Below are 16,886 nucleotides of genomic sequence, written 5' to 3'. Positions count from 1 at the left end.
ATTAAAAAATTAATGGAGACACTATGTGTGGAATCGTTGGGGCTGTTGCAGAACGTCCAGTAAATAAAATCTTAGTTGAAGGCCTTAAACGTCTTGAGTACCGTGGTTATGACTCAGCAGGTGTAGCTTTACTTGAGGGTAATACTCTTAATACAGTTAAAGCAGTTGGTAAGGTTGTAAACTTAGAATCAGCACTTGAACAAGCTGGTGTTAGCGGTCACACAGGTATTGCACACACTCGTTGGGCAACTCATGGCGGTGTAACTGAAGCCAATGCTCACCCACATGTTTCAAGCAATCAATTAGCGCTTGTACATAACGGTATCATTGAAAACCACGCAAGTTTGCGTGCAGCACTTAAAGGCGACGGTTACGAGTTTTTATCAGATACCGACACTGAAGTCATGGTGCATTTAATTCATCAGTTACGTCAGCAGCACACCACTTTATTAGCGTCAGTTCAAGCTGCTGTTAAACAGTTTGAAGGTGCATTTGGTACAGTTGTGTTCGATAAAGCGAATGATAACGAAATTATTGTAGCGCGCTCAGGCAGCCCGTTAGTTATTGGTTTAGGCCTTGGTGAAAACTTTATTGCTTCTGATCAACTTGCATTATTACCGGTGACTCGCAGCTTTATCTTCTTAGAAGAAGGTGATGTAGCGCGCATTACTCGCGACACAGTAGAAATTTTTGATGCCGATGGCAACGCGGTTGAGCGTGAAGTTGTTGAATCAAACATTACACAAGATGCATCAGGTAAAGGTGATTACCGTCACTACATGTTAAAAGAAATTTATGAGCAACCACTTGCAGTACGTAACACCCTTGAAGGACGTTTAAACGATGACCGCGTAGCGATTGATGCTTTTGGCGACAGCGCACAGCAAATATTTAAAGATGTAAAACACGTACAAATTATTGCCTGTGGTACGTCATACCACTCAGGTATGGTTGCTCGTTACTGGCTTGAGCAATTTGCAGGTGTTAGTTGTAACGTAGAAATAGCCTCTGAGTTTCGTTACCGCCAATCGTATGTACACGAAAACAGCCTACTTGTGACTATTTCACAATCGGGTGAAACAGCCGATACGCTAGCAGCACTGCGCTTAGCCAAAGAGCAAGGCTATATGGGGTCAATGACTATTTGTAACGTACCAGGCTCATCGCTTGTACGCGAATCCGACCTTGCCTTTATGACCAAAGCAGGCGCTGAAATTGGTGTAGCCTCTACTAAAGCATTTACTACGCAGCTTGTTGGTTTGTTAATGCTTACTGCGTCTATTGCGCAAGAGAAAGGCTTAGATCAAAGCACGATTGTTAACGCTATTAAATTACTTCCTGCTAAATTAGAAGAAACGCTACTATTGGCTGATGGCATTGCTGACCTTGCAGAAGAGTTTGCTGATAAGCATCACTCACTGTTTTTAGGTCGCGGTTCACAATACCCAATTGCAATGGAAGGCGCGCTTAAGCTTAAAGAGATTTCATACATTCACGCAGAAGCCTATGCAGCAGGTGAGCTTAAACACGGCCCATTAGCACTGATTGATGCCGACATGCCAATTATTGTTGTAGCACCAAACAACGAGCTGCTTGAAAAGCTTAAATCAAACGTAGAAGAAGTACGTGCACGTGGCGGCATCATCTATGTATTCGCTGATAAAGATTCACACTTTGAGTCAGACGACACAATGCGTGTAATCAACGTAAACCACGTAGACGACGTAATTGCTCCTGTTGTATATACAATTCCACTACAGTTGCTGTCGTACTATGTAGCGGTCATTAAAGGCACAGATGTTGACCAACCACGTAACTTAGCAAAATCGGTTACAGTTGAGTAAAATCAACAGGTTATAGTTTTTTATTAATGTTAAAAAAGCGCTTAAGGCGCTTTTTTTGTGCCTGAAACTCTGTTAGCTTAAGTAACTTATTATTCTCTAAGGGATTAGTCATGCGTTTATTAACCGTTATTTTTTTTGTTAGCTTTAGTATTTTTAGTTCACAAAGTGCCTTTGCACAAGCTAGCATTAAACAGCAAAGTGCTGATTATTCTCAGTACACACATACATTTAAATCTACTGTTTTAAATGAAGAACGCACTGTTGTTGTACAGTTACCAAAGAGCTATCAAGCTGAGCCAAATAAGGTATATCCTGTCATATATCGCTTAGATGGCGCGGGTAATATACCGCTTGCTAGTGCTGTTATTGAGCGTTTACAAAATGATAATCGTGCGCCTGAGGTTATTATTGTCGCTATTGAAAACACTAATCGACTTAGAGATATGTATCCTACAGTGAACAAGGAACCACAAGGGCCTGTCGGTGAAGGGGGCGGCGCGGCAAAGTTTTTAGCGTTCTTTGAACAAGAGCTCATTCCTTTAGTAAATAAGAACTATCGCACGCATGACTATAAGGTTATTGCTGGCGCATCTGCTGGTGGTGTATTTGCGCTGTATGCGTTGCAGGCCAAATCTGAGTTATTTCAAGCGCATATTGCGTATAGCCCTGCTGTTTGGTGGAATTATGGCGCAATGGTAAAAAGCACAAAATCATTTATAACTAAAACGAAAGACCTGAATAACTACGTTTACATCAATATCGGCGAAGAAGCCGGCATAATGCGGGAAAGGTATGATGAATTGCTGCAAGGTATGCAATCGCCTAAAGTGCGGGGGTTACGCTTTTTTAATGATGCGTTTGATGGTATCTCACATGGCTTAACCTCTGTTGCTGGCGTATTTAATGCCTATTACAACTTATTTTTACCTAAGCAAATGCCAATCAGTGCTTTAACTGACGATGTAGCTTCTATTGATGCTTATTATCAAACATTATCTCAGCAATGGGGCGAGCAAATATCACCACCGGATCGCGCTGTTAGATCGCTCGGTTATAACTTAACGGGCAGCAAGCAGTTTACCCGCGCTATAGAGGTGTTTAAGTACAATATAAAAAACTACCCAAAATCAGCTGATGCGCTTTCTGCCCTATCTTATGGCTATGAAATGCAAGGTGATACTCGTCAAGCACTTGAACAGATGGAGTCTGCTTTAGCCATTGCAGATGACTCATATCCTTATATAAATTATTTAAGAGAAACAAAAGCTAGGTTGCAGGCAGAGTTTGATAAGCGTAACTAGGGTTTTTAGTTACTGTTAAATAAAAACGACGCGCAAGCGTCTTTTTATTAGTTGTAGTTAAATATTATTTAAATCACTAATCTCTACTTAATAGCTGCTAAATACGCTAAAATTACAGGCTACTTTTTTAGCAATAAGCCCGTAATAAATATGACCTCAGCCGCAAGCCCTAGTACTTTTAACGATCTTGGCCTTATTCCAGAGCTAATTGCTCGTTTAACTGATTTACAATATAGCCAGCCTACGCCAATTCAAGCTAAGGCGATCCCAAGTGTACTTGCTGGTAGCGATTTAATTGCGGGGGCAAATACCGGCTCAGGTAAAACAGCAACGTTTGCCTTGCCTATGCTACAAACGCTATTTTTAGCGCAAGGTGCTAAAAAAACTGCTAGCAAAGATAACTTTGTTTCAGGGCTTATTTTGGTACCTACCCGTGAGCTTGCAACGCAAGTAGCTGATAATGTTAAATCGTATTCTGCACACTTTAATGGCGCCATTAAAACGGTGGCGGTATTTGGTGGTGTGTCGGTTAATACCCAGATGCAGGCACTTCGCGGTGGTGCTGATATTATCGTAGCAACCCCAGGGCGTTTACTCGATTTAATCTCAAGCAACGCCATTAAGCTTGATAAAGTAAATACCTTAGTGCTTGATGAAGCCGACCGCTTATTAAGCTTAGGCTTTACCGAAGAGTTGGCTAACTTATTAGCGCTTATGCCTGCTAAAAAGCAAACCATGTTGTTTTCAGCTACTTTCCCAGAGCAAGTAACGCTTTTAACGCAATCGCTGTTAAATAATCCGGTTGAAATACAAGTTCAGAGTAAAGACGAAAGCACCTTAGTACAGCGCGTATTTACAGTTAATAAAGGCGAAAAAACCACGGTTTTAGCGCATTTAATTAAGCAGCACAAATGGCGCCAAGCGCTGATATTTGTCAACGCTAAAAAAGATTGTGAGCACTTAGCCAGCAAGCTTGAAAAGCGCGGCGTGAATGCACAAGTATTCCATGGTGATAAAGGCCAAAGTGAGCGTACTCGCGTAATCGAAAAATTTAAAGCGGGCGAAATAGAAGTACTTATTGCCACCGATATAGCAGCCCGTGGTTTAGATATTGCCAAACTGCCTGTTGTTATTAACTTTAACTTACCGCGCAGCCCCGCTGATTACATGCACCGTATTGGCCGCAGCGGCCGTGCCGGTGAAGTTGGCCTAGCGTTATCGTTAATTGATTATGAAGACTTCCATCACTTTAGAATTATCGAAAAGAAAAATAAACTACGCTTAGAGCGCGAAGAGGTAGCAGGCTTTGCAGTAAACCAAGCGAATCTTGATGCAGCTGATGCGCTTAAAAACGATAAACCCATGGCCAAGCCCGAAGGCACCGGCAAGAAAAAGAAAAAAAATAAAGCTAACCCAGAAAATGATGTGTGGAGTGGCTGGCGAGGCCGTTCTAAATAATACAAGGGCTCGATTGGGTATTGGGAATCAGTCAATAAGCTCGAAAGGGATTCTCGATACTTTTGTAATTAAATAAATGATATTAAAGCGCTTCAATATCGCTTTTCCACTTTACCAGCGCTGCTATGAATTCGGGGCCAATACCACAGCAGCCGCCAATAATTGTTGCGCCTAGGCTATGCCATTGCTTTGCAAACGCTACATACTCAGCGGGTGATAAGTCGCGGTAACCTTGCGAGCCTTCATTGGCTTTATAATCGCTGGCGATTGGTGTAAAACCATTTGCAAAGACTCCTAAATCAAGATGTTTATTTTGCTTGGCTAATACCGCGTTGGTATCGCTAAAGGCTTGCTCTATAACCTCAGGAATAGAGCAGTTGAAGAGTATGCCCGTTATATTATGTTCGAGTAATGCTAAGATAGCGTCGGATACTAATTCACCAGAGCGCAATGTCGCTTGTTCGCTTACTTCATCATTTAAGGTAAATGCGTAATAACATGGTTTGTTTGAATTCTTAAGTACCCTTGCCATAACCCGCGACTCTTCAATGTTTGATATGGTTTCACCAATCCAAACATCTACATATTCATCCTGTGCTTTATACAGGGTATTTAAAATAGTAAATGCGCGTTCACTTTGAAAAAAATCAGCACGGTACGATCCAAATGCGGGTGGCAATGAACCCGCAACTAGCACGTTTTGATTAGTGTTTTGAGCTGCTTTTTTTGCAATTACAGCAGCTTGCTGTGCAAGTGCTGCACCTTGTGCTTGGTAAAGCGTTTCACCTAAATGAAAGGGGACACACGCATAGCTATTTACTGTAATAATTTCAGCGCCCACACTTATGAAAGCTTGATGCGCTTGAGTTACACATTGTGGTGCTTCTATTAAAGCTTGTGCACTCCAAAGTGGCTGTGAAAATGGCGCGCCCATGCGTTTAAGTTCACAACCCATGCCGCCATCTAATATTATTAATTTGCTTATAATAGACTTTTATACGTCTAAATGGTTGGGCTATTCAAACATACTTTTTGAAAATTCATAATGAAACTTCATCAGGTTGAGTATGAAAAAAGTTCAACATGTTAAAGCTGTTTTTAAAAGGCACAAAAAAAGCGACTACCCAGTAAGGTGTCGCTTTTCTTTTTACAAGTAAGCAATTACTTGTAAAACGCTTCTACCGTGCCTTTTACTTTCATAAGTAAAGGTTGGCCGCGGCGGTCTAGCGCTTTAGGTGCGGCAATTTTAATCCAGCCTTCGCTAATGCAGTATTCTTCTACATCAAAGCGCTCTTTACCGTTTAACTTTACGCCAATTTCGTGTTCAAACACTTCTTCTACGTAATGCTTGCTGCGTGGATTAATAGAAAGCTGATCAGGTAATGCTGGTTTTGTTGAATCGGTCATGATTTTAATCTTTATTAAAAAGTGATGCGCTATTGTAGGCAATACAGGTGTTATGCTCAAGCACGACAACAATAAATGCGAATAAAGTTAGCTATTAAACTTTACAGTTAAGCGCGGCGGTTTAAATTAATAACTAACAGTGCAGCTTGTCTGCAATTAATGAAACGTTAAACTAGCCAGTGAAAAGCTCATTTTGCGCTGGCGTAAGTCAATACTTTTTAAGGTCACATTCACACGCTCACCAATAGTAAATTTTTGCTTGCTGTTGCTCCACTGTTGTTTTGCGGCATTAAATACAAATTCACCTTGGCTAAAGCTACTCACTGGCACTAACCCTTCAACGCCTGTGCAGTCTAGCTCAACAAAAAAGCCAGCGCTTGATACACCACTAATAGTGGCGGTAAATGTATCGCCAAGGTATTTTTCCATGTAGCTACATTTTAAGGCGCTTTCTACTTCACGGCTAATATCGTTGGCTTTGCGCGATTGTGCTGAGCAATGTAAGCTTAATGTTTCTATACTTTCAAGGTTATAAGGGTATGCCTTTTTAGCTAACTTGCTAACGCTAGACGTTTTATTAGCAAACACATTTAAGAAACTTATCGCCCGCTGTAAACCATTTTTCTGCTTAGCCTGAATTTTGGCACGAATTGCACGATGGGTAACTAAATCTGCATAACGACGAATCGGCGAGGTAAAATGTGCATAGGCTTCGTATGCTAAACCAAAGTGACCTTGGTTATTAGCCGAGTATTCGGCTTGCGATTGTGAGCGCAGTAATAAAGTACGGATCACGCTGGCATCGCTGCGCTGACCAATGTTATTTAGTAATTTATTATAATCGGCTGGTGTTGGCTTATCACCGCCGCCAAGCTGCAGTCTTTTTTCGGCCAGTAGCGCCCGTAGCGTTTGTAGCTTTTTCTGTTGTGGCCCTGCATGTACTCTAAATAATCCGGGGATTTGGTGTTTATCTAAAAACTGTGCGGTACACACGTTAGCGCACAGCATAAATTCTTCAATCATGCGGTGTGCGTCATTGCGCTCTATTGGCTCAATACTGGTAATTTTTTGATTTTTATTCAGATTAAGCTTGAGCTCTTGCGTATCAAAGTCAATAGCGCCGCGAAGTTTGCGCGCTGCGCTTAAATCTAAATAAAGATAATGCAAATTTTTAATCAGTGGCGACACATCAGCATTCAATTCGGCTAATTGTTTAGCTGAGCTAGAACTAGGTTTAGCAATGACAGCATGTGCTTGTGTGTAGGTTAGCCTTGCATGTGAGTGGATCAGCCCCTCTGTAAAATTAGCTTGAGTCACTTGACCATCTTGGCTAATGGTCATATCACACACTAATACTAGGCGATCTTCATGTGGGTTTAACGAGCACAGGCCATTTGATAATGCTTCTGGCAGCATAGGAACAACTTGCCCTGGGCAATAAATAGAGGTGGCGCGTTGTTGCGCTTCTATATCTAACACATCATTGGGTTTTACATAATGCGACACATCGGCAATAGCGACCAGTAAACGCCAGTTTCCTTGCTCTGTTCTTTCGCAGTATACGGCGTCGTCAAAATCTTTTGCGTCTTCGCCATCAATAGTAACAAACGGAAACAAGCGGTAATCTACACGCGCTAATTTATCTTGCTCGGTTACTTCATTACCAAGTGAACTTGCTTGTGCTAGTAAATCCTTGCTCCAGCTATCTGCAACACCATGACGACGCAGCGCAAGCTTTGTTTCCATACCTGCAGAGTGAGGCAGACCAAGTACTTCGGTTATTTGCACTTGAGTTGCATGGCGAAAAGTAGGGTACTGGGTAATTTTAGTGTTTACATACTGGCCCACACTGGTGTTTGCTAATTGGCACTGCGCTACTTGCACTTTTTGTGGGCATTTTGTGTTATCGGCTACTAGCACGTAGTCTGTGCCTTGGCGCTTTAATATACCGGCTAAATGGGTGGTTTTATGCTCAATAATTCTTATTAATTTATTGTTTGAGCGTTTATGACTAGCGGCTTCTTGTAGTATTTGTACTATATCGCCTTCAAATACGTGAGCTAACTGGTTCTTAGCGATAAATAAATCTTTTTCGCTGGCGCTATAATTAACGAAACCAAAGCCATCTGCATGTAGGGTAATTACACCACTCACAAGTAAGGCTTGATCAATAACTTGGTAACCTTTGTGTTGGCTAAACATAAGTTGGCCATCGCGTTCCATGGCGCGTAAACGCCTTCTGAGGGCTTCTTTTTGCTCAGCATTTTTTAGCTCTAAGGCATGCGCGATTTGTTCACGGTTAAGGTTTTTTTTCATTTTGCCAAAAAGGCTTAAAATAAATTCACGACCCGGGATCGGGTTGTCATAAATTGGTGATGATAATGGTGCGGTTGGGTTCAAATTCATAAAACTCTCTTAAATTCGCCCAGCGCTTTTACTGTGTATCTACAAACTAGGAATATAAAAGACTTAAGATTGATAAAGATAAGGTGGAATAAAGCATAAGGCGAGACTGACTCGAACAGTGAGTCGAAAATAAATTAAGCTGCATAGTACATACTCAATTTTAAATGTTTAGTAATACCAATTACTTAATGTAAGTGGTAAAAAATTAGCTCACAGACAAATTAATTATATGTGAGCTGTTAATACACTAAAGCGTATTATTTAACAGTGTTTATATACAAACAATGTTTTCGGCTTGTGGGCCTTTTTGACCTTGAGTAACAGTAAGCTGTACACGTTGGCCTTCAGCTAAAGTTTTGAAACCGTCGCTAACAATAGCACTAAAGTGTGCAAACACGTCTGCGCCAGATTCTTGCTCGATAAAGCCAAAACCTTTTGCTTCGTTAAACCATTTTACTGAACCAGTAGTTGTATTAGACATAATGTGTATCCTAAAAAATTAATATAAGTGTGCCAGAAAAGAGGCGATTGAGCCGGAAAAAATAGTTAACTTGAGGATAACGCGTAGGATTATTACTAAAACAACTCGGTACTAACAAATAAAACAGAACTTCTTTCAAACTAGTATTCTAAATGGGTTATTGCTAACCCATTAAATTGTTATGCAATTAGATGCAAACAATGTTTTCGGCTTGTGGGCCTTTTTGACCTTGAGTAACAGTAAACTGTACACGTTGGCCTTCAGCTAAAGTTTTGAAACCGTCGCCTGAAATTGCACTGAAATGTGCAAACACGTCTGCGCCAGATTCTTGCTCGATAAAGCCAAAACCTTTTGCTTCGTTAAAAAATTTTACTGTACCAGTTGTAGTATTAGACATAATAGTATCCTAAGAATTAATAAAAGTGTGCCTTAAAATAGGCAATTTAACAGGGAGAAAACAAGCATATAACTGAGGATAACGCGCAGGATTATTGCTAATAACAACGTGGTACTTACAAATAAGCTGGGTTTTCAATCAACCCGATGCAGGCATGTTAGAGTAAGTTAAAACATGTAGCAAGCTTTATATAATTAAAAGTTATATAAAACGGCATGATTATTTTATATCCTTTTGTAAATTAAGGGTTTTATTTTTTAACTTTGTTTTGCATTTTTGATGTGTTTTGATTTTATAGTAGTTACATTCATAAATTTAGTCATTTAACTTTCATAAAAATTACCTTTATTAGTCATATCTATTTTTTATAGTGCAGCGGTTGATCTTTTTGTGGTCACACATTTTTTAAAAAATAATCACTAAATAATGGGAATTATGGATGAAAATTAAAAAAGTTGCTGCGGCAATCGCACTAACCTGTGCGTTTAGTGCCGTTAGTCATGCCAATGTTTTACCGCAAAGTCAAAAAGACAGCAGCTGGTACAGCGCTGCCCAAGCAAAACTAACAACAAAAACAACGCAAGCGCAGGCAATTAAAAACACTAAAGCTAAAAATGTTATTTTATTTGTAGGCGATGGCATGGGTATTTCTACCTTAACGGCAGCGCGTATTTTACAAGGTCAACGCAATAATCAGCTTGGCGAAGAAGGCTATTTAAGCTTTGAGCAGTTCCCTTATTCTGCGCAAGTTAAAACCTATAATGTGGATGCACAAACGCCAGACTCTGCAGGCACAATGACTGCGATGATCTCAGGGGTTAAAACCGATGTGGGTGTTATTGGTGTTGATGAAGAAATTGAGCGCGGTGAGTGCTCAACGGTGGCTGGTAATGAGTTACTTACAGCCACTGAGCTTGCTGAAATTAAAGGCCTAGCAACAGGAATTATCTCTACTGCCCGCATTACCCATGCAACGCCTGCGGCAACCTATGCTAAATCGGCTGATCGCAACTGGGAAGATATCTCAGACATGCCTGAGGCAGCAGTGAATGCTGCCTGTGAAGATATTGCCTCACAGCTGGTTAATTTTGAAAAAAACCTAGAAGCACGCTTTGTCGGAACCGATGTTGATGGCTTAGATTTTGTTATGGGTGGCGGCCGTCGTCACTTTTTACCAAAAGAGGCCGCGGCAAATTCTACTGATGCTATGAGCGCCGTAGAAGGCGATCGTACCGATGAGCGTAACCTTGTTACTGAGTGGCAAACACAATATCCAAATGGCACTTATGTGATGGATCAAGCTGGGTTTGATGCTATTGCCGATGACGCCACTAAAGTATTTGGCTTATTTAACGAATCGCACATGCAATACGAAGCTGACCGTGCAAACGATATAGCTGGTGAGCCGTCGCTTACCGATATGACCACCAAAGCGATTGATGTACTGGGTAAAAACGAAAAAGGCTTTTTCTTAACCGTAGAGTCGGGCCGTATTGACCATGCTCACCATGCGGGTAACGCATACAATGCACTTAATGACACCATTGAATTTGCAAAAGCAGTACAAGCTGCCGTTGATAACACCAATCCAGAAGAAACCCTTATTTTAGTTACAGCTGACCACAGCCATGTATTTACTATTGCAGGGTACCCTAAACGTGGTAACCCAATTTTAGGTAAAGTGGTTGCTGTAGGGCAAACTACACCAACGCTAGCTGCTGATAACATGCCATACACCACAGTAGGTTATGCAAACGGCCTCGGTTTTAGAAACTTAATCGATGAAACGGATGCGGACGCAAGCTATAAAACAGCTGCGGTTGCAGGACGTGTTGAGCTAAATGGTGTTGATACAACAACGCCAGGTTTTCACCAAGAAACCACGGTACCACTGAGCTCTGAAACACACGCAGGTGAAGATATTTCACTGCATGCAACCGGACCGGGTGCTCACCTAGCTCAAGGTGTTATTGAGCAAAACGTTGTATTTCATTTAATTAATCAAGCTCTTGAACTAACTCAGCAATAATGGCGGCTCACATGAATAAATTAACAGTACTTTCTTTAGCAGTAATGGTCGCATTAACGGGGTGTTCGAGTGATGACGACAAAAACAGCAATAATATTTTAGCGGTCGATCTCCCAATTGCAGTGGGATCTGCGCAATGTATCAATGGCGGCGTAGAAACACAAAGCGGTGTTGATACCAATACAAACGGGCAATTAGAGAGCAACGAAGTAACGCAGACTAACTTAGTCTGTAACGACCCAGCCACCTCATTAACGAGTGAGCAGCTGGCGTCTCTTAGCAATAACGTATGGTTTAGTGATGCACAAACTAAGCTCGCCGGCGCGCAAGATGCTGCAAGTAAAGTGGTAACTGAATCGGGTAAAGCTAAAAATGTGATCTTGTTTGTTGGCGATGGAATGGGTATTTCTACTGTGACAGCTGCCCGTATTTTAGCGGGGCAATTACAGGGTGAAATGGGTGAAGATCACCAATTAAGCTTTGAAACCATGCCGTACTCTGGGTTTGTAAAAACCTATAACGTGGATGCACAAACGCCAGATTCTGCCGGTACGATGACGGCAATGGCCTCAGGTGTAAAAACCGATGTGGGTGTAATTGGTATAGACGAAGCGGTTGAACGTGGTAGTTGTGCATCAGGCAAAGGGCATGAGCTTGTTACGTCATTAGAGCTGGCTGAGATTGCCGGTAAGTCTACGGGTATTGTTTCTACTGCGCGTATTACCCATGCAACACCTGCGGCAACCTACGCTAAATCGGCAGACCGTAACTGGGAAGATATTTCAGATATGCCTGCTTCTGAGTCAGCTAATTGTGAAGATATTGCTTCACAGCTGGTTAACTTTGAAAAGAACCTAGAAGCACGTTTTAGTGGTGTAGATGTAGACGGAATTGAAGTGGTTATGGGTGGCGGGCGTCGTCACTTTTTACCAAAAGATGCCGCGTTTAACTCAGCTGATGCTGTTAGTGCTGTAGAGGGCGATCGTACAGATAATCGCGACTTAACCGCCGAGTGGAAAACGCAATATCCAAATGGTGCTTATGTGATGGATCAAGCGGGTTTTGCTGCTATTGATGCAACCACAACTGAGCGTGTATTTGGTTTATTTAATGAATCTCACATGCAGTACGAAGCCGACCGTGGCAATGATATTGCAGGCGAGCCTTCATTATCACAAATGACCGAAAAAGCGATTGATGTGCTTGATAATAACGAGCAAGGGTTTTTCTTAACGGTTGAGTCGGGACGTATTGACCACGCGCATCATGCGGGTAATGCATACAACGCACTTAACGATACTGTAGAGCTGGCTAAAGCAGTAAAAGTAGCGATGGAAAACACCAACCCAGAAGAGACGCTAATTGTAGTAACAGCCGATCACAGTCACGTATTTACCATTGCGGGTTACCCTAAACGCGGTAACCCAATTTTAGGTAAAGTGGTTGGTGTAGGGCAAACAGAGCCCAGCCTTGCTGCCGACGATATGCCTTATACTACAGTTGGTTACACTAATGGTTTGGGTTACAGAGACCTAGGTGCAGAAACCGATGCTGATGCATCTTACTTAGCAGCACCCGTTACAGGGCGTGTTGATTTAAGTAATGTTGATACTACAACGCCAGGTTTTCACCAAGAGGCACTTGTGCCACTATCATCAGAAACTCACGCAGGCGAAGATGTAGGTGTGTATGCAATGGGCCCTGGGGCGCATTTAGTAACAGGTACTAATGAGCAAAGCTTTTTATTCCATGTTATGGACTTTGCCGCTGACTTTGTAAAAGCCGCGGATGAAAAAGTAGCGCAATAAACCTTGCGATATAAAACAACCCGCACACTGTGTGGGTTTTTTTATGTCATTAAACTGCCATTATTTTTGGTTATGATAAAGGCAATTAAGCTAAAAGCGATTAACTAAAGAGATAGCCCAATGAAAAAAGTATTTTTAATAATGAGCGCATTATTTAGCGCAAGCAGCTTTGCTGAGCAGTGCGATATAAATCCACAGGTATTAAAAGCCACTTACACTATTATTAATAAGGCTCCACAAACGCTTAAAAATAATAAGGCAAACAGCCAAACTCTCATCCTTTGGCGAAATGAGCAACAAGTGGCGCACCAAAGCCAAGTTATTACAGAGCTTTGGCAGTATACTAGCAACAATCAAATACGACCTATTCGTTATTTTAATGCGCAGCAGCGCGGTATTGAATATCAGCCATCAGAGGTGCAAGGAGTGCAAAACTGGAGTGCAAAAGTACAGCTGGTAGATAATCATCTCATTAAAAAAATGACATTAGTAAGCACCGAAGGCGAAGGCTGCAACGAAATAAAAAATTACAGCTTAGAAGAAAATAACTCTCAGTATAACTTGGCATTTTTTACCCATTCAAAACTGGTAAAAACATTTAGTATTAGTAACCTAGCGAATAAAGCAAGCACGTCACTTAGCTTAGACGCGGTGCAAAATGACACACCAGCTATTAAGGCTCAGTTTGCAAAATGGGATAACTTTCAAACTACCGACTATGCCGACATTGGCGATAACGAAAGCGACCCATTTTTAGCAAAAATGATTAACCTAGGTTTTATAGAGCACGGTGCCACCGGTTTTTATAATCCTCAAGGTGAGGCTATTCAAGGTGGGCATTACCATTAGGTCGTTTTTTAGGCTTAGCAGAGCCTTCTGTTAAGCCATTTTCATAATCGTTGGCATCACAGGTATTTAAATTTTGCTGTGCTTGCTTATCTTGCTGTAATACCTGTTTTAAATCTTCCATACGTTGGCGTACTGCAACGCCGTAGCTGGCATCATCTCCCCAAAGCTCAGAAAGTTGTAACACAGATGCGCGGTCATGATCCCTAAATAATTTACCAGCACGCTCAGCGTCTTCTTTGCTATTGCCAAGTAGCTGCAGTGATTCTATGGCTAAGTTAATGGCTGAGTCGACGGTTTCGCGGTTAAATGCATCCACTTTTAGATTCAGTAATTGATACGCATGGCGACGATCGATTGCGCGCGCCACTATTTTTAATTGGGGGTAGTTTTTATGTGCCAGCTTAATAATTTCAATGGTTTTATCTGGGTTATCAATTGCAACAACCAGCATTTGTGCTGTATGCGCGCCCGCGGCTTCAAGCAGTTCTTGGCGAGCAGCATCACCGTAAAATACAGTGTTACCAAAGCGGCGCAGCAGTTCTATTTGGCTTGGGCTGTGATCAAGTACGGTAATTTCGTAGCCTTGTGCATGTAATAAACGTCCCATAATTTGCCCAAAGCGGCCATAGCCCGCAATAATTACGTGTTTAGCGGTATTTATTTGTTCTGGTTTATCAAACTCAGGCTTAGTGCTACTACTGCGTTTTTGTATTTGCTCATACAGCATCAGTAATAAAGGGGCTATCAACATAGATACCGCAACCACTAAGGTCACTAGACTGGTTTGTTCTGGGGTTAAAATACTTAATGTGGTGCTCACGCTTAAAAGTACAAAAGCAAATTCACCACCTTGTGCTAGTGCCAATGTAAACAATAGTTTTTGCTTTGAGCTAATTTTAAATGTGACAGCAAGGGCAAACAAAATGAAGGCTTTAATGACAATTAATAAGGCAACTAAAGCAACCACGGTACTAAATTGATTAAATAATAGCTCAAAATTAATTGAAGCCCCCACAGTGATAAAAAATAGTCCCAGTAATAATCCTTTAAAGGGCTCTATGTCGGCTTCTAATTCGTGTCTAAATTCACTTTCGGCCAATACTACACCGGCTAAAAAAGTACCTAAAGCAGGTGATAGGCCAATACTGTGCATTACAAGCGAAATAGCCACGACTAAAAACAATGCAAAAATAGTGAATATTTCACGCATGTGAGTTTGTGCTATGTATCTAAACAGTGGTGCCGACACATATTTACCACCAGCAATGATAGCGGCAATAACGCCAACAGAGACGCCTACTTGTTGCCAAACAGGCCAGCCTGCAATGATTGAATCGCTAATTTGTTTTGAACTACTTGGTGCAGCAAAGGCCAGTAAGGGGAGTAGCGCTAAAATAGGAATAATGGCGATATCTTGAAATAATAAGACCGAAAATGCGTTTTGTCCGGCCTCTTGTTTTAACCAGCCTTTTTCTTCGAGGCTCTGCAATACAATTGCGGTAGAGGAAAGTGCCAGCATTAAACCAATGGCCAATGCGGTTTGCCAATGCATGCTAAAAAACCAATAACAAAAGGCAAAAATAACCGCCGCAGTTAGCACCACTTGTAAGCCACCAAGCCCTAAAATAGAGTGCCGAAGCTTCCATAGTCGTGAGGGTTGTAGTTCAAGTCCGACTAAAAATAGCATCATCACTACGCCAAATTCGGCAAAGTGCATTATATCGGTTTGATCCCCTACGACTCCCAATGCATAGGGACCAATTAGTATGCCAGCAATTAAATAACCCAGTACTGATCCTAAGCCAAGTCGTTTGGCAATAGGAACAGCTACAATGGCGGCGGCTAAATAAATTAAAGCAATTTCTAACACGCATTTATCCTAATAATTTCAAGACATTTATCATGGCTTAGGTGTTAGTAAAATACAATAACGGATGTAATGAACTGCCATTTATTTCGCTTTATTAGTGTATTAGCGGTCTAATTTTACAGTGCCTGAAATATTATCAATACTGACATCACCTGAGCCTGCTTCTGTAATAGTTAGCGCTTTAGCGTAATTAACGCGAATATCGCCAGAGCCATCATCAATCGTCACGCTTGAGCCAATATGTTCAATCAACATATCTCCTGAGTTATCGTCTACGGTGACTGCGCCATTAATATGTTTAATAGTTATGCCGCCCGAGCCATCTTCAACATTTAATACGCCTGTTACGTTAGTAACTTGCATTTCGCCCGAGCCATCTTCAATAGCGACATTACCACTGACATTATCAATATCAATGCTGCCTGAGCCGTCATTTAATACTAAGTCGCCGACCACATTTTTTACGTAAATACTGCCCGAGCCATCATCAATATTTAGGTTTTTAGCACTATTGATAGATAAGCTGCCAGAACCATCTTTTACATCAATATTGCTTTGCATCTCGTTAATAACAATATCGCCTGAGCGGTCGTTAATATCTAAATTTAGGGTGTTAGGTACGGTAACAACTAAATTGATACTTGGTGATTGCCCGCTGTAAAAGCTAATCCCATTATTACTTTTATTTTGTGCAACAAGTTTTGCTTGTGTACCGCTTTTCTCAAGGGTGAGTTCGTATTCATCGTCAATGTCGACGGTGTAAATGATGGCATCAACGCTAATACTGGTTGCAGTATTAGAGCCCTGAATATCGAGCGAACCGGCACCACTTAATATCGTTAAGTACTCAAGGTTATTGCTTGGCAGTGAAAGCTGCTGGGTTTGTTTAACTGATGCGACACTGGGCGATATGTGAAATACACAACCGCTGAGTAATAAAATGCCACTAATTAATGAAACGGGCTTAGTGAAGTTCAATAGAGTTGATGTGCTCATGTTTAGTCCTTTGATATTGATTATTTTAGTTAATATACAA

The 16,886-nt window shown here is 41.4% G+C and carries 13 protein-coding genes; 6 read left to right on the top strand and 7 right to left on the bottom strand.

Going from position 1 to position 16,886, the window contains the following annotated elements; genetic code table 11:
- Window positions 1-23 precede the first annotated feature (23 nt).
- The 3 genes from glmS (at window position 24) to BG00_RS03975 (ending at window position 4,603) form a co-directional block, all read left to right on the top strand.
- Window positions 24-1,844, top strand: coding sequence for a glutamine--fructose-6-phosphate transaminase (isomerizing) (gene glmS / locus BG00_RS03985; RefSeq protein WP_036956987.1), 1,821 nt, complete (start codon window positions 24-26; stop codon window positions 1,842-1,844).
- Between the two features lie 110 nt (window positions 1,845-1,954).
- The gene (locus BG00_RS03980; protein ID WP_036980691.1) at window positions 1,955-3,145 is read left to right on the top strand and encodes an alpha/beta hydrolase-fold protein; all 1,191 of its coding nucleotides are present in this window, start codon (window positions 1,955-1,957) and stop codon (window positions 3,143-3,145) included.
- Between the two features lie 150 nt (window positions 3,146-3,295).
- Window positions 3,296-4,603, top strand: a complete 1,308-nt coding sequence (locus BG00_RS03975; RefSeq protein ID WP_036980689.1) for a DEAD/DEAH box helicase — start codon at window positions 3,296-3,298, stop codon at window positions 4,601-4,603.
- A gap of 82 nt (window positions 4,604-4,685) precedes the next feature.
- Here BG00_RS03975 and BG00_RS03970 read toward each other — a convergent pair whose 3' ends face one another.
- From BG00_RS03970 to BG00_RS03950, 5 genes are all read right to left on the bottom strand, one after another.
- A complete protein-coding gene (locus BG00_RS03970; protein ID WP_036980687.1) occupies window positions 4,686-5,588 on the bottom strand; it encodes a homocysteine S-methyltransferase family protein in 903 nt (300 codons plus the stop codon).
- 176 nt (window positions 5,589-5,764) lie between these two features.
- Window positions 5,765-6,010 carry a DUF3297 family protein gene (locus BG00_RS03965; RefSeq protein WP_036980685.1) on the bottom strand — a complete coding sequence of 82 codons (246 nt, stop codon included), beginning with the start codon at window positions 6,008-6,010 and terminating at the stop codon, window positions 5,765-5,767.
- A 156-nt stretch (window positions 6,011-6,166) separates the two neighbouring features.
- A complete protein-coding gene (gene rnr, locus BG00_RS03960; RefSeq protein WP_036980683.1) occupies window positions 6,167-8,416 on the bottom strand; it encodes a ribonuclease R in 2,250 nt (749 codons plus the stop codon).
- A gap of 271 nt (window positions 8,417-8,687) precedes the next feature.
- Complete coding sequence (locus BG00_RS03955; RefSeq protein ID WP_036980682.1) at window positions 8,688-8,897, bottom strand: cold-shock protein; 210 nt, start codon at window positions 8,895-8,897, stop codon at window positions 8,688-8,690.
- A 187-nt stretch (window positions 8,898-9,084) separates the two neighbouring features.
- Window positions 9,085-9,294 carry a cold-shock protein gene (locus BG00_RS03950; RefSeq protein WP_011329603.1) on the bottom strand — a complete coding sequence of 70 codons (210 nt, stop codon included), beginning with the start codon at window positions 9,292-9,294 and terminating at the stop codon, window positions 9,085-9,087.
- A gap of 439 nt (window positions 9,295-9,733) precedes the next feature.
- Between BG00_RS03950 and BG00_RS03945 the strand changes: the two genes are divergently transcribed.
- The 3 genes from BG00_RS03945 to BG00_RS03935 all read left to right on the top strand — a co-directional run bounded on the left by BG00_RS03945 (window position 9,734) and on the right by BG00_RS03935 (window position 13,980).
- Window positions 9,734-11,323: an alkaline phosphatase gene (locus BG00_RS03945; protein WP_036980681.1), complete on the top strand. Its 1,590-nt coding sequence runs from the start codon at window positions 9,734-9,736 to the stop codon at window positions 11,321-11,323.
- An 11-nt stretch (window positions 11,324-11,334) separates the two neighbouring features.
- The gene (locus BG00_RS03940; RefSeq protein WP_036983345.1) at window positions 11,335-13,131 is read left to right on the top strand and encodes an alkaline phosphatase; all 1,797 of its coding nucleotides are present in this window, start codon (window positions 11,335-11,337) and stop codon (window positions 13,129-13,131) included.
- A 120-nt stretch (window positions 13,132-13,251) separates the two neighbouring features.
- Window positions 13,252-13,980, top strand: a complete 729-nt coding sequence (locus BG00_RS03935) for a hypothetical protein (RefSeq protein ID WP_036980680.1) — start codon at window positions 13,252-13,254, stop codon at window positions 13,978-13,980.
- On the opposite strand, the gene BG00_RS03930 is transcribed toward BG00_RS03935, so the two are convergent.
- Entirely contained in the window at window positions 13,955-15,850 is a 1,896-nt protein-coding gene (locus tag BG00_RS03930; RefSeq protein ID WP_036980679.1) for a monovalent cation:proton antiporter-2 (CPA2) family protein, read from the bottom strand. The two genes, BG00_RS03935 and BG00_RS03930, sit on opposite strands and share 26 nt — an antisense overlap.
- 102 nt (window positions 15,851-15,952) lie before the next feature.
- On the bottom strand, window positions 15,953-16,846 hold the full coding sequence (locus BG00_RS03925; RefSeq protein WP_036980678.1) for a DUF4097 family beta strand repeat-containing protein: 894 nt from the start codon (window positions 16,844-16,846) through the stop codon (window positions 15,953-15,955).
- Window positions 16,847-16,886: the final 40 nt, after the last annotated feature.

Origin of the sequence: Pseudoalteromonas sp. SCSIO_11900, assembly GCF_000576475.1 — a bacterium.
Lineage (GTDB): Bacteria > Pseudomonadota > Gammaproteobacteria > Enterobacterales > Alteromonadaceae > Pseudoalteromonas > Pseudoalteromonas tetraodonis.
Note: the sequence above shows the minus strand (reverse complement) of the source record. Positions and strands in the feature narration are given on the sequence as shown.